The sequence below is a fragment of the Carboxylicivirga mesophila genome, from assembly GCF_018271975.1.
Classification (GTDB): domain Bacteria; phylum Bacteroidota; class Bacteroidia; order Bacteroidales; family Marinilabiliaceae; genus Carboxylicivirga; species Carboxylicivirga mesophila.
Genome location: NZ_JAGUCN010000006.1, coordinates 79,696 through 101,491, shown reverse-complemented (window position 1 = coordinate 101,491; position 21,796 = coordinate 79,696). Strand labels below are relative to the sequence as shown.

General features: G+C 41.9%; 20 protein-coding genes. 11 read left to right on the top strand and 9 right to left on the bottom strand.

Annotated elements, in window-relative coordinates:
- Positions 1–190 precede the first annotated feature (190 nt).
- The 5 genes from KEM09_RS07060 to KEM09_RS07040 all read right to left on the bottom strand — a co-directional run bounded on the left by KEM09_RS07060 (position 191) and on the right by KEM09_RS07040 (position 7,171).
- A complete protein-coding gene (locus KEM09_RS07060) occupies positions 191–1,144 on the bottom strand; it encodes a TonB family protein (RefSeq protein ID WP_212227143.1) in 954 nt (317 codons plus the stop codon).
- Position 1,145: 1 nt separating this feature from the next.
- Positions 1,146–1,541: an ExbD/TolR family protein gene (locus KEM09_RS07055; RefSeq protein ID WP_212227141.1), complete on the bottom strand. Its 396-nt coding sequence runs from the start codon at positions 1,539–1,541 to the stop codon at positions 1,146–1,148.
- Positions 1,541–1,930, bottom strand: a complete 390-nt coding sequence (locus KEM09_RS07050) for an ExbD/TolR family protein (protein WP_212227139.1) — start codon at positions 1,928–1,930, stop codon at positions 1,541–1,543. Before KEM09_RS07050 ends, KEM09_RS07055 begins: the two co-directional genes overlap by 1 nt.
- Before the next feature lie 2 nt (positions 1,931–1,932).
- A complete protein-coding gene (locus KEM09_RS07045) occupies positions 1,933–2,628 on the bottom strand; it encodes a MotA/TolQ/ExbB proton channel family protein (protein ID WP_212227137.1) in 696 nt (231 codons plus the stop codon).
- 121 nt (positions 2,629–2,749) lie between these two features.
- Positions 2,750–7,171: a translocation/assembly module TamB domain-containing protein gene (locus KEM09_RS07040; protein ID WP_212227135.1), complete on the bottom strand. Its 4,422-nt coding sequence runs from the start codon at positions 7,169–7,171 to the stop codon at positions 2,750–2,752.
- A 118-nt stretch (positions 7,172–7,289) separates the two neighbouring features.
- On the opposite strand from KEM09_RS07040, the gene tsaD reads away from it, so the two are divergent.
- The 6 genes from tsaD (at position 7,290) to KEM09_RS07010 (ending at position 12,184) form a co-directional block, all read left to right on the top strand.
- Positions 7,290–8,309, top strand: coding sequence for a tRNA (adenosine(37)-N6)-threonylcarbamoyltransferase complex transferase subunit TsaD (tsaD, locus tag KEM09_RS07035; RefSeq protein WP_212227133.1), 1,020 nt, complete (start codon positions 7,290–7,292; stop codon positions 8,307–8,309).
- Between the two features lie 134 nt (positions 8,310–8,443).
- Positions 8,444–8,725 (top strand): PqqD family protein, encoded by a 282-nt coding sequence (locus KEM09_RS07030; RefSeq protein ID WP_212227131.1) that lies wholly within the window; start codon positions 8,444–8,446, stop codon positions 8,723–8,725.
- Between the two features lie 27 nt (positions 8,726–8,752).
- Complete coding sequence (locus KEM09_RS07025; RefSeq protein ID WP_212227129.1) at positions 8,753–8,962, top strand: hypothetical protein; 210 nt, start codon at positions 8,753–8,755, stop codon at positions 8,960–8,962.
- A 3-nt stretch (positions 8,963–8,965) separates the two neighbouring features.
- Positions 8,966–9,868, top strand: a complete 903-nt coding sequence (locus KEM09_RS07020) for a hypothetical protein (RefSeq protein ID WP_212227127.1) — start codon at positions 8,966–8,968, stop codon at positions 9,866–9,868.
- Positions 9,861–10,307, top strand: a complete 447-nt coding sequence (locus KEM09_RS07015) for a S24/S26 family peptidase (RefSeq protein WP_212227125.1) — start codon at positions 9,861–9,863, stop codon at positions 10,305–10,307. Before KEM09_RS07020 ends, KEM09_RS07015 begins: the two co-directional genes overlap by 8 nt.
- A gap of 95 nt (positions 10,308–10,402) precedes the next feature.
- A complete protein-coding gene (locus KEM09_RS07010) occupies positions 10,403–12,184 on the top strand; it encodes an ABC transporter ATP-binding protein (protein WP_212227123.1) in 1,782 nt (593 codons plus the stop codon).
- A 1-nt stretch (position 12,185) separates the two neighbouring features.
- On the opposite strand, the gene KEM09_RS07005 is transcribed toward KEM09_RS07010, so the two are convergent.
- From KEM09_RS07005 to KEM09_RS06990, 4 genes are all read right to left on the bottom strand, one after another.
- Positions 12,186–13,508, bottom strand: coding sequence for a porin family protein (locus KEM09_RS07005; protein WP_212227121.1), 1,323 nt, complete (start codon positions 13,506–13,508; stop codon positions 12,186–12,188).
- On the bottom strand, positions 13,502–14,053 hold the full coding sequence (locus KEM09_RS07000) for an RNA polymerase sigma factor (protein ID WP_342343999.1): 552 nt from the start codon (positions 14,051–14,053) through the stop codon (positions 13,502–13,504). Before KEM09_RS07000 ends, KEM09_RS07005 begins: the two co-directional genes overlap by 7 nt.
- 162 nt (positions 14,054–14,215) lie before the next feature.
- Positions 14,216–14,677, bottom strand: coding sequence for an SsrA-binding protein SmpB (gene smpB / locus KEM09_RS06995; RefSeq protein ID WP_244824896.1), 462 nt, complete (start codon positions 14,675–14,677; stop codon positions 14,216–14,218).
- Positions 14,674–15,267, bottom strand: coding sequence for a Yip1 family protein (locus tag KEM09_RS06990; protein WP_212227119.1), 594 nt, complete (start codon positions 15,265–15,267; stop codon positions 14,674–14,676). Before KEM09_RS06990 ends, smpB begins: the two co-directional genes overlap by 4 nt.
- A 282-nt stretch (positions 15,268–15,549) precedes the next feature.
- Here KEM09_RS06990 and KEM09_RS06985 point away from each other — a divergent pair, with 282 nt between their 5' ends.
- From KEM09_RS06985 to KEM09_RS06965, 5 genes are all read left to right on the top strand, one after another.
- The gene (locus tag KEM09_RS06985; RefSeq protein WP_212227116.1) at positions 15,550–16,188 is read left to right on the top strand and encodes a DUF5063 domain-containing protein; all 639 of its coding nucleotides are present in this window, start codon (positions 15,550–15,552) and stop codon (positions 16,186–16,188) included.
- An 18-nt stretch (positions 16,189–16,206) separates the two neighbouring features.
- On the top strand, positions 16,207–16,803 hold the full coding sequence (locus KEM09_RS06980; protein WP_212227114.1) for a 3'-5' exonuclease: 597 nt from the start codon (positions 16,207–16,209) through the stop codon (positions 16,801–16,803).
- Between the two features lie 14 nt (positions 16,804–16,817).
- A complete protein-coding gene (locus KEM09_RS06975) occupies positions 16,818–18,008 on the top strand; it encodes a class I SAM-dependent rRNA methyltransferase (protein ID WP_212227113.1) in 1,191 nt (396 codons plus the stop codon).
- Positions 18,009–18,029: 21 nt separating this feature from the next.
- A complete protein-coding gene (locus KEM09_RS06970) occupies positions 18,030–19,289 on the top strand; it encodes a DEAD/DEAH box helicase (protein WP_212227112.1) in 1,260 nt (419 codons plus the stop codon).
- 199 nt (positions 19,290–19,488) lie between these two features.
- On the top strand, positions 19,489–21,609 hold the full coding sequence (locus KEM09_RS06965; protein ID WP_212227111.1) for a Tex family protein: 2,121 nt from the start codon (positions 19,489–19,491) through the stop codon (positions 21,607–21,609).
- Positions 21,610–21,796 lie beyond the last annotated feature (187 nt).

The following is a 21,796-nucleotide window of genomic DNA, read 5'->3' as shown; positions in this document are numbered from 1 at the left end:
CCCCATGGGGACGGCTCACCCTTGCCGGGGACGGCTCACCTATACTGGGGACAGAATCAACTTTACTGGGGACAGAATCACCCTTACTGGGGACAGGCTCACCCTTACTGGGGACGGCTCAACTTTATTGGGGACAGACACCCCCTTCCAGAGGACAACATAGCCTATATTGGGCAGATGGTAGCGATGCTTAATCCAGCTGGAAATAATAGGTTATAGTACCTTGTGCGTAGGCGCTGGCATTTTTATCAGCATTGAACTTCGCGCGGCGAGCTGCTGCCTTTGCATTTTCCACCAGCTCCCTGTCTTGCGTATTAGAACCCTTCAACTGAAACTCGGCCGAAGTCACATTACCATTTCTGTCAACAATAATTTTGATCACAACAACACCTTCCTTATTGGAGTTATGCTGTGGCTTTGGCAAGCTACCTATTAATGAACGTCCTTTCAGATCAAAGCCACTGCCCGAGTCACCTAATCCCGATCCTGTTCTGTTTTTCGAATTCGGATCACCCGTTACATAGCCCTGGTTACCGCTGCCACCCGTTTCACCTTCCGATGAGCTATCGCCCGTACCTTTACCACTAAAAGCGCCAGACACACGATTTCGCGCTTCGGCCGCCTGTCGCTCCTGCTCCTCCCGCTTTTTACGTTCGGCTTCTTCGCGGGCCCGCTGTTCAGCCAGCTCCTTTTGACGTTTGGCCTCCTCTTCTGCAGCAATGCGCTGCCTTTCCAGCTCTTTTTCACGCTCTATACGCTCCTGTTCCTCGCGTTCACGGCGCTCCTTATCCAATCGCTCCTGCTCTTCCTTTTCTTTTTTCTTTTGTGCTTCCGATTTTACTACCGGGGCATCATCAAAATCCTGAGTAGCTACCTCATCTTTACTTTCAGGCTCGGTTACTTTAGGTTCAGGCACCTTTTCTACTTTAGGGGGCGGTGGTGTTTGCTGCTGCTCCACAGGCGGTGCCTGCGATTCCTTCGGCTCCACTTCACCCTGTCCCAATACGGTGTCACCAAAATTCACCAGTATGCCTTCTTCCTCCTGTGGTAAAGTCTGAAGGCCAAAGAATATCAACAACAATAATATTACAGCATGAAATATTACTGAGCCTATAATGCCATATCTCTTATCCTTTTCTTCCATTTTATTTACCCTGTGTGGCCAATATCAGTTTGTACTTATTACGGATAGCAATATCTCTTATCTTTCCAACGACCGAAAAAGGCACCGACTCATCCACGTGCAAAGCGATGTAAGTATCGGGACTGATCTCGATAATTTCCTTCAATCGCCGCTCAATCTTCCAGAAGGGCACCTCTTCACCCTCCACATAGTAGCGCATATCTGCAGTTACGGATATGGTTGTATTGGGCTTGGCCGACACCTGGTGATCACTCTTGGGCAGCACTAAATCGCGCACTGCCTGAGGCGTTACCAAGGTGGACGTAATCATAAAAAAGATGAGCAACAGAAACACAATATCGGTCATGGACGACATGCTGAAGCCCGAATCTACTTTACTTTGTCTTTTAAGTGCCATTACCTGATATCTAAAATTACTTTAATTCCATTCGATTCTGCTATATCGAGAATGCGGGCCACATGCCCTGTTGATGCATTCCGGTCGGTGCGCAACCTCACAATAGCTCTATCGCTGCTGCTGAACGCCCTTATTAAGCCCGATTCAAGGTTATCGGCACCCAAGCGCTTCCCATCCACATAGTACCTGCCCGATTCTGTTACGCGCACATTCAGATATTTCTCTACCACCACCTTTTTAGTGGCCTTTTTTGGTATGAGCAGTTTAATAGCATTAGGGTGCACCATTGTTGATGTGATCATAAAAAAGATCAACAACAGGAACACAATGTCTGTCATAGATGACATGCTAAAAGCTGCACTAATCTTTGTCCTTCGCTTTAAAGCCATGCTTAATGAGCTGGTTCATTTAATAAATCCATAAACTCCATGGTGCGGGCTTCCATTTTGAACACCACCTTCTCTACTTTGGCTACCAATATGTTGTAGGCAAAATAGGCAATAATACCAACCACCAATCCGGTAACGGTAGTAACCATCGCCGTATAAATACCCGATGACAGCAACTGCACATCAATATTATTGCCGGCATTGGCCATATCAAAGAAAGCCTTTACCATACCAATTACGGTTCCCAGGAAACCAATCATTGGCGCTCCACCAGCAACAGTTGCTAAAGTAGGCAGACTTTTCTCCAGTCGGCTAATCTCAAGGTTACCTACATTTTCGATGGCGGTATTCACATCATTCAACGGACGACCAATGCGGGTGATGCCTTTTTCAATCATGCGCGACACCGGAAAATCGTGCGACTGACACAAAGCCAGTGCTGATTCTATTTTACCATCATGAATGTAATCCTTTATCTTATTCATAAAGCCGGCATCCTCTTTTGTTGCACGACGAATAGCCAGGTAGCGCTCTATAAATATATACACAGCCACAAACGACAGCAGCACCAACGGTATCATAATCAATCCACCGGCTTTAGCCATCTCCATGTAATTCATGCTTTTTTCGGCTCCTTCAGCCAATTCGTCTACAGGCATTTCTTCAGCAGTTGCCTGAATGAACAACAACAAATTCATATCAATTAGTTTTATAATATTGACAAAACCCATAAGGAAGTATACACAACCTCTTCCTTACCTCTTAAATAATTCAAGGCTAAAAATAATAAAATAGCTATGTAATAGGTAACGAAAAGATTTAATCTTTAGTCTCTTCTTCCTCTTCCTTCTGCCCTTGCTCAGCTTTTTTCTTATTCTGACCCGATATTTTCAGCCAGTATTTATGCATGAGTTCCTCGAGCGTATCAAACTCTTCGCGGAAAGACACACCAACACCCTGCGTGGTTGGCGACACATTATAATCGCTGGAATAAATCAGATCATTATTAGTATGTGTGTAAGCTTTAGCCCTTAAACTGCCTGATTTATTCAGCTTTACTTCGACGTCGAAATCACCAATGAGGTTACTGGGGCGCGTTTGGTCCTGTCCATAACCCACATTACCATTGACCAGCACCCGGTTATTGAACATTTGGGTTGAGAGCGCCACTTCCACCTCATCATCTGTCATTTCACTTGCCGGACGATAGCTTACACCTATATCAATATCACGACTTATTTGGGACAACCAGTGACTTAACTGGTTAGATAGCATCTCGGTAGTGGTAACTAAAGCCGCATTGTTACCAGCCGCTAACCCGGTTGGGTTATTAGCAGAGGCATTTTCGGTGGTGTAAAACTTATTTAACACCAGTAGGGATAATACCTGACGATTGGTTTCCTCTTCGGTATTAATGTAGGCATCAATAATATTCTGATTATAATCCTGGCTGGATGGTGTCTTAATTTCAAACTTCACATTTGGCTGTGTCAGTCGGTCACTCAGAAGCAGATTACAGTTAACGGGTATACGCCGGCCAAAGTCTCTTTGCGTTTCATCGGAATAATCACCAATCAAATCCAGCAGGCTTGTTTTCAGCTTATAAGTGGCATTAAGGTCAATATTGGCATCATACGGGTTGCCATCCCAGTTAATGCTTGAACCTTGATTAATAACAAACTTCTTATTTAACACATTTCGAAGGGTAAACATATAGTCACCATTTTCAAAATTAAAGTCCCCATAGAAGTTGATACCTCCCTCTTTATCCATTTTAACCTGTAGGTTGCCATTACCACTTCCCCTGAGTATATCACCCACAGTAGAGTCAAATATCACTTGACAGCGAGCATCGGGTGTAATATCCAGATCCATACTTACGGTCATCCCGGTCAAATCAATATCGTATTCATTACTAATCTCGTCGCCCTTTTTGCGCTGTGTATTTGCCTCTTCAACAGGATTAATAAAGCGAATAAAACTACTCTCTTCAGCACTTTCTTCATCGGTAAGGGGAATAAAAAACTCTGTATTCTCACGCGTCCGTCCGGCTATATCAATTATTAAATCCTTTGTCGTTCCGGTTATAGCCATGTTGCCATCGGCATAAACCTCGCCATAATACAAAGGGTTATCGCTATATTTAGTATCCATCACCAACATATTGTTGGCTATAAGGCTAAGGTTATAGCTCATATTCCGAAAGGCAGTATGATGAATTGTACCATTAAAACTACCTTGCTTCCCATTCCTGTCGGCCACCAATAGATTTTTAAAGATCATTTCATTAGGTTCGAAAATAACCGAATCGGCTACAGAATAGGTTGTCTTAAGCAGGCCTACATCAAAAAACGCCTTATTAATGCGGAGTCTACCTAGTAACTCGGGGCTACTGAGTGCACCAACCACAGCAATCTGTCCACTGGCGGTACCCGTTAAGTTTTGCATAATTCGACTGAGGTAAAGATTCAGAAAACCAATTTCCAACTGATCAATATCGAAATTCATGTTTAACTCCTGTTGGGCCAAATCAATATACCCACCACCTGTAAGCGACTGCTTTTCGTCCTTAACTACGTTTGCCTGCACGGTTAACTGATTCTTCTTTGGCTGATAGTCGGCCACAACTGAAAAATCACCAACCTTATCATCATTAAAAACAAAACCATCAACCGCCAAATCTCCGCTGATGACAGGTGACTTATAAATGTTATGAAAATCTAATGTGCCACTCAGAGCACCTGATACCTGCACCTGCTGCAAATCCTGGTAACCAATAATGTCAGACAGACTGATATTTTGTAAATGAACCCTTAATCCATCTTTTACATGACGATGAGCAAAACCATTAATGCCAACCTCCTGGTTGCCATGGTACACCCTGAAATTTTTCATTGAGAATCCGTCTGGGTGGTAATGCAAAGTAGTTGGCTGAATCTCCCATAGGCTGTCGCGCACCATGATATAGGAAGGGTGAAGATTACAAGTTGCATACACGCCGTTATCCCTTGCTTTAAAGGTGGTTGTTGTTAAAATAGAACCACTATTGGTATAGTCGTCCCAGTTATTCCAGAAAATATTGAAATCAACTGTATCATTATGGGCACTATGATGAAAACTCAGATTCTGAAAAGTGCCAAGCTTATCTACACTTAACTCTCTGAATCGTGATACAACATCCAGCTCATCACTTTGTCCGCTGGAAATATGCACCTCGGGATGACTGGCACTTAATCCATTGGCATCAATATACTGCAACTCCACTTCAACATCCATCTCCCCCAGTGATGAATTATAGCTACCTAAGAGCAAACCTTCATCGGAAACACTAATACCGGGAGCAAACACTGCTGCTATTTCAGAAATACGTTTAAAAGTGCAGGAAAACGTGAAATCGTTATGCGTCAGCTCTTTTTCTTTGATATTAACCGTATTGGCCAGAGCTGGCAAATACTGAGTAAGATTCTTTTTGAGCAAACTCCCAATGTGTGTAAAATTATAAACACCCACCAAATCACCTTCAGCAATATCAGACTGCAGCACAACGCGTTTTCTCTCTCCCTCACGCACAGAAATCAACAACAACGAGTCAATGGCAACATCGTGATCATCGGACAGATATGAGAAATTATCAAGATGCATAAACCCAACAATATCATTCAGGTCTTTACCTGAAATATCAGTTTCTATATCAACAGTAAGCGAACTGTTTTTATGTTTTGAATAGAGGTTGAGGCGATCAAGTTTGATATCGGTTAAGTGGGCGTTGAAGCTGAAATTGGGAAGGTCACCCGACAGGTCAATTTTTCCATTAAATCCAACTTGTCCGTTGGGATCATCAATCAAAAAATCACCATCAAATTTATTGTTTTCAAAAAGGCCGTTCAATCGAATGTTCTTATAATCGTAGTTATTAATGGATAAAGTATCGATAACGCCACTCAGAAAAGCATCAAACTGTTCAGTTGAACGCCGTCTTCCATTAATAGTCACGGCCATTGAAACTTTTCCAACATACTCCTCGGCACCGGCTAGTTGACCAATATCAAACTGTTGTGTCTTCAGGTTACCTGAGAATACCAGATCATCCTGGCTATCAATCTTCAGGCCTATATCTGTGCTTATTTGCCCCAAAGCAGTTGTAAACTCACCATAGGCCACCATATCTGTTAAAAACCCTGTAAAGTTTCCCTGATACTTTATTTCATTTAAACTATTGATAGCCGCCGGTAAGGTTAAAGCCTGCCCTTTTACATGCGAAAAAAGTTGCTCTAAATCGGACGGAGTTGTACTCAATCGGTTTACTTTTAAATACAAAAACGTCTCGTCGATATTTGGCAATCCACTAATATCAAAACTGGAAACCAATTGCGAATGAGGCCCGAAATAAATCCTGGCATTACGCCCCTTTATGTTATTCACCGTTCCATACACAACTCCTGAAAGCCCAATATTTGTAGCTCGCTTCAGTGGACTAATCTTAACAATATCTGCTTCACTGAAATCGGATTTTCTGACATCTGCATAAAAACTACCAATTTGCGCCATTCCCTTTTTCCCCTTATTAAACTCAAGAGCTAACGAATCAATATGCAATGATGAACGGCCGGTAGAAATTAAAGCCTTATTTAAGAACAAGCACGAATCACCAACAGCTACATTAGCCTCAACCCTTTCAAGATTAAGGCGCATTAGGTTTTTAAGTCCAAATTCTTTGATATCAAAGCGCCAGAGACTATCCTTTCGCAGGTCATGTAACAGCAGATTGATTTCTGAAATAGTGGTAGCGCGTGACAATGAATCAACAGCATAATCGACCGTTCCATTTTTAACTTCAAGATCCTTCAGACCAATTGTCCATTTTGAATTTCCTGTGCGCCTGTTGACTAGCCTTTTGGTTAAAAAACTATAATTATAAACCGAATCTTCTTTTTGAATATTTATATCAGGACCTTGAACACTCAAGAGCCCAACATAAAGCTCCTTGCTTCTGAAATATAACGAGTCAATATTAGCAGAAACGCGCTCAACAACCAGCAGTGTATCCTTATGCTGATCATAAATCACAATATCATCCAGCACCAGTGTTTTGAATGGTCTAAGATGGACCCGTTTGATAGTTATATCAGCGTTTAAGTCTTCGGATAATTCAGCTGTGATATAATTCACCACAGATGTCTGAACTGCAGGCAATAACAAAACAGAATACAACAAGAGCGGCACTAGTAATAGTCCCGCCAATACATACAATCCTATTTTGATATTTTTTTTTATACTTTTATCCCGTTTTAACCCACCAAAAGTAAGAAAAAGGCGGGAATAATAATTTGATTAGGGATAAATCTATCTGATAAAAATTATGAGTGCGATAATTTTGGGAATTGAGTCATCATGCGATGACACTTCAGCGGCTGTTATTAAAGATGATGTCATATTATCAAACGTTGTAGCTAATCAGGATGTGCATAAAGCCTATGGAGGTGTGGTGCCAGAATTAGCTTCACGAGCGCACCAGCAGAATATCATCCCGGTGGTTGAAAAGGCCATTAAAGATGCTGGTGTAAGCAGAAACGATATAAACGCAGTAGCTTTCACTCGCGGTCCTGGACTGATGGGTTCATTATTAGTGGGCACCTCTTTCGCCAAAGGCTTTGCCTTGGCCAATAATCTGCCGTTGATTGAAGTGAACCATCTGCACGCGCATGTAATGGCGCACTTCATTAAAGAGAATGAACACGACACCAACCAGCCTTCATTTCCTTTCCTATGCCTTTTGGTATCAGGTGGCAACAGCCAGATTATTGTTGTGAGGGATCAACTGCACATGGAAATAATTGGACAAACCATTGATGATGCTGCCGGAGAAGCCTTTGATAAATGTGCTAAAATTATCGGGCTGCCATATCCGGGAGGTCCTTTAATTGACAAAATGGCCAGAGAAGGTAATGCTGAAGCATTCAAATTCAATAAGCCAAAAATTAAAGATTACAATTACAGTTTCAGCGGTTTAAAAACCTCAGTTCTTTACTTTCTCCGTGATGAATTGAAGAAAAACCCTGAGTTCATTGAAGAGAATAAAGCTGATATTTGTGCCTCTTTGCAAAAAACCATTATTGACATATTGATGGATAAGGTGATAAAAGCAGCCAAAGATACAGGCATTAAACAGGTTGCATTGGCAGGAGGTGTTTCGGCTAATTCGGGTCTGCGCGACAGACTGACACAATTAGCACAAGAAAAAGGTTGGAAAACGTTTATTCCAAAGTTTTCTTATACAACCGATAATGCTGCCATGATTGCCATTAATGGTTACTATAAATATCTTAAACAAGATTTTGTTGGTCAGGAGGTAGCACCATTTGCACGAACAGAATTTTAATCAATCAAAAAATAACGACTATTAACTAATTAATTGGCTAAAATGAGCCATTGGTCAAATTAATCATTACTTTTAGCATAATTGCGAATTGATTTTTTGATTTTTTATATTTTTGCCGAAGTTAAACGTGTTTAGTGGGGAAATTGTACAGGAAAAAGAACGGTTTTGTTGAAAAAACAGTTGGTGAAGAGATGGTGATTGTACCACTTGTTGACCAGGTTGCTCTGATGGAAAAAGTTTTCTCCCTAAATGAAATTGGATCGATTGTTTATAATGCATTAAGCCAACCAAAATCATTGGATCAACTACTTGAGTTAATCCTTTGTGAGTTTGAGATTGACAGGGAAACAGCTCATTCTGATTTAGAACAATTCTTAAATAAGGCTGTTGATAAAGGCATAATACAAGAGCTATAAAGGCGATAAAACGGAGACGAATCGGGAATGAATATTAAAAGAAGATATAATAAGCCAGATATTGAGGAACACTGTATTGATAGGGTAGTAAACCTCTGGGAAGGAAGTGCACCACTGCCTCCTCAGGCTGCACCTCAAGAACCGGCACCAATGCAACAATCGGCACCAGATTATCAGAATCCGCCGGCACAGGATTATCCATTCGGTAATGATTCACCTGATTTTTCTAATATGTAGTAAATGGACACGGTTTATAAAACCCAACAGTATACAATTGGGGGCATAAGATTTACAGTTAATCTCTTATGCCCCCTTTTTGACTTCGACCCGATGGGTGGGAGTAGTAATTTTTCATCTGTACAACCAACATCTTTGAATGAATGGACAATTAACATTAGGCTGACGGAAAAAATAAACCATCGCGAAATCAATCATATCTTTACCGGTGCAGACAAGTTTGACACTGAAATACCCTACAAGTGGTCGGTAATAAGAAATAGCGAAGATGAAGGAATATTTGTTGAGTTCGAAAACCACCAATACATTAAAGAAGCTCTGGCAAATATTAGTATCCAACGCAAAGAGATAGGGATCGATATCTGCGCTCAACACCTTCAGGCCTTCTCTTTCGATCCGTTTTTTCATCCTCTGGGCATTCTGCTGTTACAATACATCATTCATCAATACGGCGGTTTTGTTATCCATGCCTCAACAGTTGAATATAAAGATAAAGGCTATCTATTTTCAGCAGTATCAGGCACAGGCAAGTCAACCATGGCCGAATTATGGCGTCAACAAGGTGCCACTATCATTAATGACGACAGGCTGATTATATTACCCGATAAGGAGGGGTTTGTGACATATAACACTCCTATGCCCTATTATCAGGATAATTACAAGAGTGTGAGGCTACACAAAACATTCCTAATCAGCCAATCGCCACACAACTATATCAAGAAGCTACCTGCCATTAAAGGCACAATGGGACTTTTAAGCAACTGTATGCAATTTCAGTATGATGAACAACAGGTGCAAAGCCGCCTTGATGCCTTGCTCACCATTGCTGAAAGCTGCGGAGTATACGAATGTGGTTTTAAACCAGATAACGAAATAGTTAATCTAATTCTGCAGAAACTTGGCTGATACTAAACTACAAATAACGCTAAAAAAGCTACTTCAGGATGGGCACCAGGTGGAAGTACCCGCACATGGTATCAGCATGTATCCTCTCCTGCATCCGGGCGATAAATTAATCGTTATTCCAAAGCTTCCTGACATTGGCGATATAGGTATCTTCAATAACCAGGAGATACTAATTGCCCACCGCTTAATCAAAACCGATAATCACTATTATTATTTCAAGGGTGACGGACTTATTAAAGCCGACACTCCCATCGAAGCTAAAAACGTATTAGGAACCGTTATAGCACGTAAAAGAAACAACAAAACAACATCTGTCAATCATCTTCTTTTCAAACTATTCAAGAAACTAATGCCCAAACTAACACCTATAACAGGAAGGCCATTTTATTATTATGGTCGAATTCATCACAAGCTGACAACCCTGCTATCAGGCAATTAGTGTTTTCAACTACGGAATTACAGGTGAGATTATAATCATTCCATTAATAAAAGATCCTATATTTACATGGAAGTAATATAAACCACCTGTGTTGAATGAAAAGAGTCAACAAACTATCAATTAATCATCTACTTGAATCATTACGTATCGTCTATAGGAGTTCTCCTAAATGGACACTTATCAATGCCATTATAACAATAGTAAGAGGCTGCATTCCCTTGCTGTTGCTCTATGTAGTAAAAGAACTGATTGATGTAGTCACCAATCACATCAACACCATCAATAATAATCCCCAGCACCTCTATTATATTATTGGCGCTACGGCGCTTTTCTTTTTACTCAATGCCATAAGCGGTTCGGTAAGTAGCCTGGTAAGAGAACGCCAGAGTCATTTCGTGAATGACTACGTTCAAAACATCATCCATAAAAAAACGATTAACATTGACTACAAATATTTTGAAGATGCCAATTATCAGGATACGTTTTACAGAGCATTGAATGACGCCAACTTCAGGCCCGCCAGGGTTTTCTATGGTATTTTACAGCTGGCACAGAACAGCTTGACACTATTGCTGATACTAATTATACTGAGTAATATCCATTGGGCCATGATACCCATTTTAATCATTTCCGGCGCTCCCATCTTTTACTTCAGAATAGCCCATACACGCAAAATTTACCAATACAGAAAACAGCATACCGAAGACGAAAGACGCGTTCATTACTTCAACAGGCTACTAACCGCCAAAGACTTCGCTAAAGAACTTCGTGTATTTAATCTGGGAGAAACCTTCAAGCGCGAATATGAGTATTTCAAACACGATTTGCGGGATAAGCAGTGGACTCTTTCCAAATCTAAAACCCTTTATGAAGTAACAGTACAGATCTTGGCAACAATTATTTTGTTGTTAATAATTGGCTATGTTGTACAACAAACAGTAGAAGGGCAGATTAGCAGCGGTTCAATGGCCATGTACTTTCTGGCCCTTCAACGTGCCTATGCGGTACTTCAGGGACTGTTAAGCAGCCTTAGTTCACTTTATGAAGACAACCTATTTCTTCAGAACTTCATTGAGTTTAATAATATCAGCATTGAAAAATCCATTGCTAATCAACTTTTTCCTAACCCCATTAAAAATACCATTGAAATAGAAAATGTCAGCTTCAAATACCCTAACACCAACAAGTGGGTACTGAGAAACATAAACCTGACTATTCCGAAAGGTAAAACAGTAGCACTGGTTGGCCGCAATGGCTGTGGCAAAACATCACTGGTTAAATTGCTTGCCGGCCTGCATCAACCAAACGAAGGACAAATCACGGTTGACAATATCAATTGGTACCATATATCATCATCAGAGATTTCTAAAAACATATCAGTCATCTTTCAGGACTTTATGCTTTACAATGTAAGTGCCACCAATAATATCCGCTTTGGTAATATGCGACGTAAAGATGAAAACGGAATCATACAAGAGGCAGCCCAGAAAGCAGGGATACATGAATTATTTTCAAATCTGCCGGAAGGATTTGATACCACCCTGGGCACTCTCTTTAAAGGCAGTCAAATGCTCAGTCGAGGAGAATGGCAACGTACTGCACTGGCACGTTCATTTTACAATACCGATGCACAAATTATTATTTTGGATGAACCAACCAGCTCGCTGGATGCATTTACCGAAGCAAAGCTTATTGCCCACTTTAAAGAAATCACCAAAAATAAAACAGCCATCATTGTCAGCCACCGCCTATCCACCATCAAACTGGCTGATATAGTTGTTGTGATGGAAAATTCAGGCATTGCTGAAGTGGGAGCACCCGATGAACTGCTGAAACAAAGGGGAGTGTACTTTTCTATGCTCGAATCACTAAAATAATCTAATTCACCACAAAAGTGAGGCCTCCGTATACACCAAAGGAATACGGCTGAAAACTATTGAGCTCATTAGAGCTGACTGAATTAAGAAAATATTTGAACCTGGGTTCTAAACTCAAACGGATAGTTTTTGTGATAGGCACATCAACACCTACTCCCAGAGAACTGCTAATCACAAATGACTTAATATCGCTCGTCTCTCCTATTTTCTCTTTAGAACTGCCACTAACCGCATAGGCACTGTTATTCACTAAAAAATTGGAACTAAAGCCTCCTGAAACTGACAAATAGGGAAAACTATTAAATAAGGCATAACGGGCCATTAAAGGCACCTCAATGTAATCAAGCGTTTGCTTAACTGAATTGTATGAATTGTCGTAATTTAACACTGCTGATTCAATATCGTTGGCATACACTTGTGCTCTACTAAAATCCTCACTGGCTTTGTTAATCACAATCTCACCAAGTGAATTAGCCGTTGCAGTATTTGGGCTTATGACACCCTCGCGCACATTTGCAAATGTGGTCGATTGTGCATTTTTTACAGACTGTCCTACCTGCGAGTATAAAACACCCGTTTCGAAGCTCCAGCGCGAACCGGTATTAACCCTCACCTGCAAACCTCCACCTAATGAGTTAATGCCACTCTCATTAATTGAACCTCCCGATTTAAGAACATTTCTGGCAGGAGCTCCATAACTCACTTTTGAATTATAAGCTGGCGAGAGCAAACCGCCTACGCTTACCGTAGCCTTTTTCTTTTCAGGTACTGGTGTGGAATTATACGCATATATCGGATAATATACTTTTTCTTGCCTGTTATGAAGCTGCCTGTCAATATCATAATTCTCAGTTAACTGAAGAGATGAATTGGAAGATAAATAATCCAATGCACCTGCAGCACCAACGGTCTTCTTTTCATTCACTGCAACAGTTACCTTCTTAGGCTGTAGTAAATTACTCTCTATTAAAGAGACTGGTTCACTCTTAGCATCCTCAACAATAGTCTTCTTTTCGACAACTTGCTCAGTAAATCCTGCAGTCTGCAAAGGCATTTCATTCTCAATCTTATCATTTTCCACCAATTGCACCTCGGAACTGGTCAATGGTTCACTCACCCTGAAGAGCCAGCCAATAGCAAGTGCTATAAACCCAGCAATGCAGGCGGCAGCCAAACTTCGCCAGATAACCAATACCTTCCGTTGTTTGCGTTGGCTAGCAAGCGATTTCTCAAGAGAATCCCATACGTATCCTTCAGGTACCACCTCATGTTCAGATAGCCCTTCTCTAAAAACAGCATCTATATTTTTGCCTTCCCTTAACATACGGCCTGTTTTTTCTCCAACAATCTGTTTTCAACACTCTTTTTAAGCCACTGGCGGGCTCGTGCCAGGTTTGATTTTGACGTTCCTACAGAAATACCTGCAGTTTGAGCAATCTCGGCATGCGAAAATCCTTCAAGCACATATAAATTGAACACCAGCTTATACTTTGGCGGCAACTCCTGCACCATAGCCATTAATTCATCATGTGTAAACGACGCATCATAAACATCTTCATCTTCACCATCGGTCAGAACAGGAAATTCATCAACCAACAGCTCAGGCTGCTTTTTTCGAAACATCTCAATAACCGTATTAACCATTATACGACGCACCCATCCTTCAAACGAGCCTTTAAATCCGTACTTACCTATGTTGTTGAATACCTTAATAAAACCTTCCTGCAAACAATCTTCGGCCTCTGTTTTATCCTTGCAATAGCGCAAGCATACCGCAAACATTTTTGCAGCATATGCCTGATACAATTGCCTTTGAGCAGCAGCCTTGTTCTTCTGACATCCCTTAATTATGTCATTGAGATTATTCACAACAATTAATTACCAATTTAGCATTAAAGATGATTCTAATTAAACACCTAAACTGAATAATAAATTGTCGCAGCAGTGGCATCAACCTCATTCTTTCATAGAAATTAAATTCACCTGATAGATGAATTAATTTAGAAGGGGTTGCGTGACAGATGTTGATTTTTAGAACTTTTTTCTAGCCCTATCCATCTCCCTGCCTGCGTCTTTCATTTTAAGTGTTTCACGCTTATCGTGTTGCTTTTTACCTTTGGCCAATGCAATTTCAATTTTCACAAAGCCTCTGTCATTGAAAAAGAGTTTAATTGGCACAATGGTTAAACCAGATTCTTTGGTTTTACGCTCCAATTTCTGCAACTCTTTCTTTTTTAGCAACAATTTTCTTTCACGTTCAGGTTGATGATTATTAAAGGTTCCGTAGAAATATTCGGACACACGCATTCCTTTGAGCCATAGCTCGCCATTAACAAAGTAGCAGTACGAATCAACCAAACTGGCTTTACCTAGTCTGATGGACTTTATTTCTGTACCCGCCAACTGTATACCAGCACTAAAGCGCTCGATCAATTCATAATCAAACGTGGCTCTTTTATTTCTTATATTGATGCGTGATGTGGGCAGACTCATACTGTAAGGTTACTGATGAAAACAAACAATCGGCTTATTAATACCGGTACAGCAAGAATGAAGATACTTGCGATGATGGTTAGCCAGATTCGAGCATCCTGCGACGAAGTTGATAACACTCCGCAGGCCAGCCACACCAGGTATATAATATACAGATTGACAATACTTGCAACAACAATGGTTTCAGGAACTAAAGCAATAATACTACCGGTAAGGTATGTAATCGCTGATGCATAGGCAATCAACTGAAAAGCTTTTTCTTTCCCAATTTCATGCCCTAAAAGGGCCCCCACCTTAACCAATAAAAAATAGCTTACATAGAGTCCGAAAAAACTGGATGAGAAAGTAAACACAGCCTCCTTAACCGCCGAACCAAAATCGAGTCCCTGATGTGATAACAAGTAACCAATAAAAGTGCTGAGGGTATAAAAACCCAACAAGGGAAAACTGAATTGCGCAAGCACCTCGTTGATAGTTTTACGCTCTGAGAAGATATCACTCCACTCCTTTTGCGGACTCACCACCAAACCTTTCAACCTACCAATCAGATTTTTATACAACACTCCTAAACTTATTGCTTCCTTATTCATCTGTCATTATTAATGCACAAAAAATGTTGCGGCGCATATACAGCTTCTCAACACTTCTGTGCAAAAATAATATTTTTCCCCAACTCTTAACATCCAAGAGCTGATGCGGCTGCAGCTTCAGAGATAATCAACCAGCCAAAACACTCTGCGTAACCTACTGTCATTGCCTTTCACCAGCCTGGTGATGTTAATATCTCAACACGCCGGATATAGTCGCTAATTTTTGTTACTTTTGCCACTTATCATATCTACATTGTCTCAACATAAGGGTGATTACTAAGTATGGAAGAAGCATTTGAGCACATCGTTTACTCTAAAAATGTTATTGAATTTGTTACTGTAGCTAAGGAATATTGTGCCTTTTTGGAATCCACAGATGAATACAACAGGCAGCAATTTGTAACGGTAGCCACGCGTATTATTCCACTTCTGTATCTTAAAGCGACAGTATTACCAAAGGTAGAAAGTGAATTGGAAGAGAGCATCGAAAAAACAGTGGATGAAATGACTTACACCCATGTATTAGATGCCTTAACCACTAAACTGGGCCGCTTTAATGATTACCTGGAAGTTTTCACCCCTGACATGCAACGTAGTGATACCCCGGTTATTTCTTTCATTGCCGAAGATCTGACTGACATTTACCAGGATATTAAAGACTTTATTTCGGCCTATCGATTGGGTGTGACTGAAATTATGAATGATGCACTGGCCGAAGTCGTTGAGAACTTTCAATTGTACTGGGGACAAAAAATGGTCAATACGCTCAGGGCCTTACATGCCATACAATATGGAGATGAGCCACTGGATGAGGAAGAGGGTGAAGATACCTTCCAGAGCAATCAACAAAAAGATAACTGGTACAACCGAATGCAACAAGACTGGCAGGATGATAGTGACGAACTGCCCCCATTACTATAATAAAGCCAACTAAGATAAATGGAGAAAACCATTACAAAAGAAGAACTTAATCAATTACCTTTAAAGCACTTTGAAGGCCGTGTTGATGTTATTGAAGACATCAATGTCATCGAAGAACTTGTAAAAGAACTTGAAAAACACGATACAATAGGATTTGATACAGAAACCAAACCTTCTTTTCAGAAAGGGAAAGTGAACCAGGTAGCTCTGCTGCAGCTGGCAACCAATGAAAAAGCCTATCTGTTTCGATTAAACAAAACAGGATTTCACCCATCACTTGTACGTCTGTTATCAAACCCACAAATAAAAAAAGTGGGTGTTGGTATCAGAGACGATATTAAAGGCTTAAACCGATTAGTGCCTTTTAAACAAGCTGGATTCATCGAAATTCAGGACCACGTGAAAGGTGTAGGCATTGAAGATACCAGCCTAAAAAAACTGGCGGGACTAGTCCTTAATTTCAGAGTAAGCAAGCGTCAGCGGCTATCTAACTGGGAAGCACCACATTTATCCGAAGGCCAAATCCTATATGCGGCCACCGATGCCTGGGTGGCCATTGAACTATTAAATAAACTACAGGAAGAGTTTCCGCACGCAGAGGCGCAAACCATATAATAATTTTAGCACCGATGACAGAACGTCCACAATTAGTTCTTAAACAAGGTAAAGAGCAGAGCTTAAGTCGTTTTCACCCCTGGGTATTTTCAGGAGCTGTAAAAGGCGTAAAAGGACCCGAATTAACAGAAGGAGATATTGTTGAAGTATTAGATAGTGAGGATAATTTCCTGGCTATCGGACATTATATAATTGGTTCAATAGCCGTCAGAATACTAAGTTTTAATCAAGAGACTATTGATTATGACTTCTGGAAGAACCGAGTACAGAAAGCTTTTGACTTAAGGTGTGCCGTTGGACTGGCCGATAATGCTAATACCAATGCGTTTAGATTAGTGCATGGTGAAGGTGATTATTTGCCCGGTCTTATTATCGATTTTTACAATGGAACAGCAGTGGTGCAAATGCACACCGTTGGTATGTACCTGGTAAAAGACCTGATTGCAAAAGCCCTGCAGGAAGTGCTTGGTGACAGACTTAAATCTGTCTTTAATAAATCAGAAGGCACCATGCCTTATAAAGCCGATGTAGAACCCGTTAATGGCTATATCTATGGTAAAAGTTCAGAGAAGATTGCACTTGAAAACGGCTTAAAATTTAAAGTTGATTGGGAACGCGGCCAGAAAACCGGTTTTTTTGTCGACCAGCGCGATAACCGCTCTCTGATAGAGCATTACAGCAGCAACCGTGAAGTATTGAACATGTTTTGTTATACTGGTGGGTTTTCGTTTTACGCCATGCGGGGTGGCGCAAAGGTGGTTCACTCAGTTGACAGCTCGGAGCGTGCCATACAAATCACCAACGATAATGTTGAACTTAACTTCCCGGGCGATAACCGACACGAAGCTTTTGCGGTTGATGCCTTTAAGTATCTCAACAAAATCAAAAACAAATACGACCTTATTATATTAGATCCTCCGGCCTTTGCCAAGCATATCAATGTGGTTAAGAATGCCCTGCAGGGTTACCGTCGATTAAACGCCAAAGCACTTGAGCAAATACGCCCGGGCGGTATTTTGTTTACCTTCTCCTGCTCACAGGTGATAACTAAAGAGCAGTTCAGAACGATGGTATTTTCGGCTGCTGCCCGAGCTGGTCGAAAGGTAAGAATACTGCAGCAACTAACACAGCCAGCCGATCACCCGGTTGACATTTACCATCCTGAGGGAGAATACCTTAAAGGATTGGTTGTATATGTAGAATAGTATTATTGTAAAGCGAATACATTGGAATTTAAAGAATTTGGATTTTCGGAAGAGTTGCTTGACGGACTGAACGCCATGCGTTTTGAAAAAGCAACACCGGTGCAGGAACAAACCATCCCGGTTATCAAAGATGGCAAAGACCTGATTGCCTGCGCTCAGACAGGAACCGGAAAAACGGCCGCCTACCTCCTGCCCGTTTTAGACAAGCTGGTGCGTAACGGCCATAACAAAATAAACGCCCTTATTCTGGTTCCCACACGCGAACTGGCCATCCAGATTGATCAGCAGATGGAAGGATTTGGCTACTTTCTGGACATCTCATCGACAGCCATCTACGGCGGTAATGATTCAGGTGAATGGAACCGTCAAAAAAATGCACTGACCACTGGTGCTGATATTGTGATTGCTACGCCAGGCCGCCTCATCCAGCATTTAACCATGGGCTATGTGAAAATGGATACACTGCAGCACCTGATTCTGGATGAAGCCGACCGTATGCTCGACATGGGCTTTTTCGATGACATTATGCAAGTGGTAAAGTACTTGCCCAAGGAGCGACAGACCCTGATGTTCTCGGCTACCATGCCGCCAAAAATCAGGGAACTGGCTAAAAACATTTTGGTTGAGCCCGATGAAGTGAATATCTCCATCAGCAAGCCGGCCGAAGGCATCCTGCAGGCCGCCTATATGGTGTATGACACACAAAAGATACCATTGCTGAACAGCCTGCTTAAGGACAAAGACTTACCCAGCATCATCATCTTCTCTTCTACCAAACAAAAGGTGAAGGAGATAGCCCGCTCGCTTAAAGGCAACGGCTTTAACGCGCAGGATATCAGCTCTGATTTGGAACAGGCTGATCGCGAGAATGTACTGCGCGAGTTTAAAAACCGCAACATCCAGATATTAGTGGCTACCGATATTATTGCCCGCGGTATAGATATCGAAAAGATAGACCTGGTCATCAACTTTGATGTGCCACGCGATGCCGAGGATTATGTGCACCGTGTTGGTCGTACGGCCAGGGCACAAACACAAGGGGTGGCCATCACCTTAATCAACGATAAGGAAATACTGGAGTTTCATAAGATTGAGCGCCTGATTGAAACGAATATCTACAAGATTCCGCTTAATCCGGAGCTGGGCGAAGCACCTGTTTATAATCCCGAAGAACTATTAAAGGGGCGCCGAAGAGGCAAAGGTGGCAAAGGAAAACCATCGGGCAACAAACGGAATAATTACAAAAAGAAACCCGGTAAAAAAACCAATAAAGGGGAATAACACTGGTATTTTTAATCAACACAAATGCAATAGTTAGTTGAGGTTTTATTGGTGTCTATTTCCAAAAGGTTGAAGACTCTATAATGTTTATGAACAATGTGCAGTATTTTAAACACATACGAAACAAACTACTGCCTACTGCCTAAAAACTAACGAACTATTAACAACGGATAATCTCATTATACTGTCATCTGATTATATGCAATTAACTCAGCTAATAGCAAAGGAACTAAGCCTGCCACTTAAAGGCGTTGAAAACACGGTTACACTGCTTGACGAAGGAGCAACTATTCCCTTCATCAGTCGCTACCGTAAAGAAATGACAGGTAGTTTGGATGAACTACAGGTGGGTGCCATTAAGGAGAGATATGAAAAGCTTCAGGAACTGGAAAAACGTAAAGAAACCATCCTGAAATCAATGGATGAACAGGACGTTTTAACACCAGAACTGGAAGCTAAAATTAAATCCTGTTATAATGCTACCGAACTGGAAGATATTTACCTGCCATATAAGCCCAAGCGCAAAACCAGAGCCGTGAAAGCCAAAGAAAAAGGACTGGAGCCTCTGGCAAAAATCGTGATGAAGCAATATGAACGTGACATCGAAGGACGAGCTGCCAGCTTTGTCAACGACGAAGTAGCAGATGTGGATGAAGCACTTCAGGGCGCCCGCGACATTATTGCCGAATGGGTAAATGAGCATCAGGTGGCTCGCGAGATTGTACGTTCGGTATTTGATAAAGAAGCCACCATTTGCTCCAAAGTAGTAAAAGGTAAGGAAGAAGAAGGTGTCAAGTACAAGGATTACTTTGACTGGAACGAACCCCTGAAACGCTGTCCTTCACACCGTTTTATGGCTATGCGCCGCGGCGAGAAGGAAGGTTTCTTAAAACTAACGATAGCACCAGATGCTGAGAACAGCATCCAACGCCTCGATCGTTTCTTTGTAAAGGGCAATACCAGCGCATCAGAACAAGTGGCCGATGCTGTGGCCGACGCCTATAAACGACTTTTAGCGCCTTCTATCGAAACGGAGTTTACCAGACTCTCTGCCGAAAAATCAGATACCGAAGCCATCCGTGTCTTCTCAGAGAACCTGCGTCAGTTGTTACTGGCTTCACCACTGGGGCAAAAACGGGTGCTGGCACTCGACCCCGGTTATCGGACAGGCTGTAAGGTGGTGTGCCTCGATGCACAAGGTAACCTGCTGGATAATGCCACCATCTATCCACACCCGCCACAGAACGATTATCCGAAATCGGCACAAACCATTACTGCATTAATTGACAAGCATCAGATAGAAGCCATTGCTATTGGTAACGGCACGGCCTCGCGCGAAACAGAGGCTTTTGCCAAAGGATTACGCCTGAAGCAATCGGTACAGATATTTGTTGTGAGTGAAGATGGCGCCTCGGTGTATTCAGCAGGCAAAGTGGCACGCGAGGAGTTTCCTGATTATGATGTTACTGTGCGTGGAGCCGTTTCCATAGGCCGCCGACTGATGGACCCTTTGGCCGAGTTGGTTAAGATTGATCCCAAATCAATTGGCGTGGGTCAATACCAGCACGATGTGGACCAGACACAACTAAAAAAATCGCTGGACACGGTGGTGGAGTCGTGCGTTAACTCGGTTGGTGTTAATCTGAACACTGCGAGTAAACACCTGCTCACCTATGTATCGGGATTAGGTCCGCAACTGGCACAAAACATTGTTGATTTCAGAGCCGAAAACGGTGCCTTTGACTCGCGCGATAAACTGAAGAAGGTACCACGTCTGGGCGCTAAAGCCTTTGAACAGGCAGCCGGTTTTCTGAGGATACAGAATGCTAAGAACCCTCTCGATAATACAGCCGTTCACCCCGAAGCCTATAAAGTAGTGAAACAGATGGCGGCCGACCTGGGCTGTAAGGTCGATGACCTGGTGAAAGACAAGGCGCTGCGCGATAAAATTAAGCTGCAGAACTATGTGAGCGATACCATTGGGCTGCCCACACTTACCGACATCATGAAAGAGCTCGATAAACCCGGGCGTGATCCGCGTAGTGAAATCAAAGCTTTTGAGTTTGCAGAAGGCATCTATTCAATCGACGACTTATACGAAGGTATGGTATTGCCAGGACTGGTAACCAACATTACTAACTTTGGCGCCTTTGTTGACATTGGCGTTAAACAGGATGGCCTGGTGCATATCTCGCAAATGGCCGACCGTTACATTAGCGACCCCAATGAGGTGGTTAAGCTGCAGCAGCAGGTTAAAGTAAAAGTGATGGAAGTGGATCGGGTTCGAAAACGTATTCAGCTCAGCATGAAAAATGCATAATTAAATCGTTCGGTGATATCTCCAAATGCCTCAGAGATATCGCCGAATCATTTGATGACACCTCTGAATCATTCAGAGTCCCCTCCAAGAAACTTGGATACATCGCTAAAGCATTCAAGAACATCTCTAAAGAGCTTAAAGATGTTGCTGAATCATTCAGAGATATCCCTGAAAAGCCCAGAGGCGC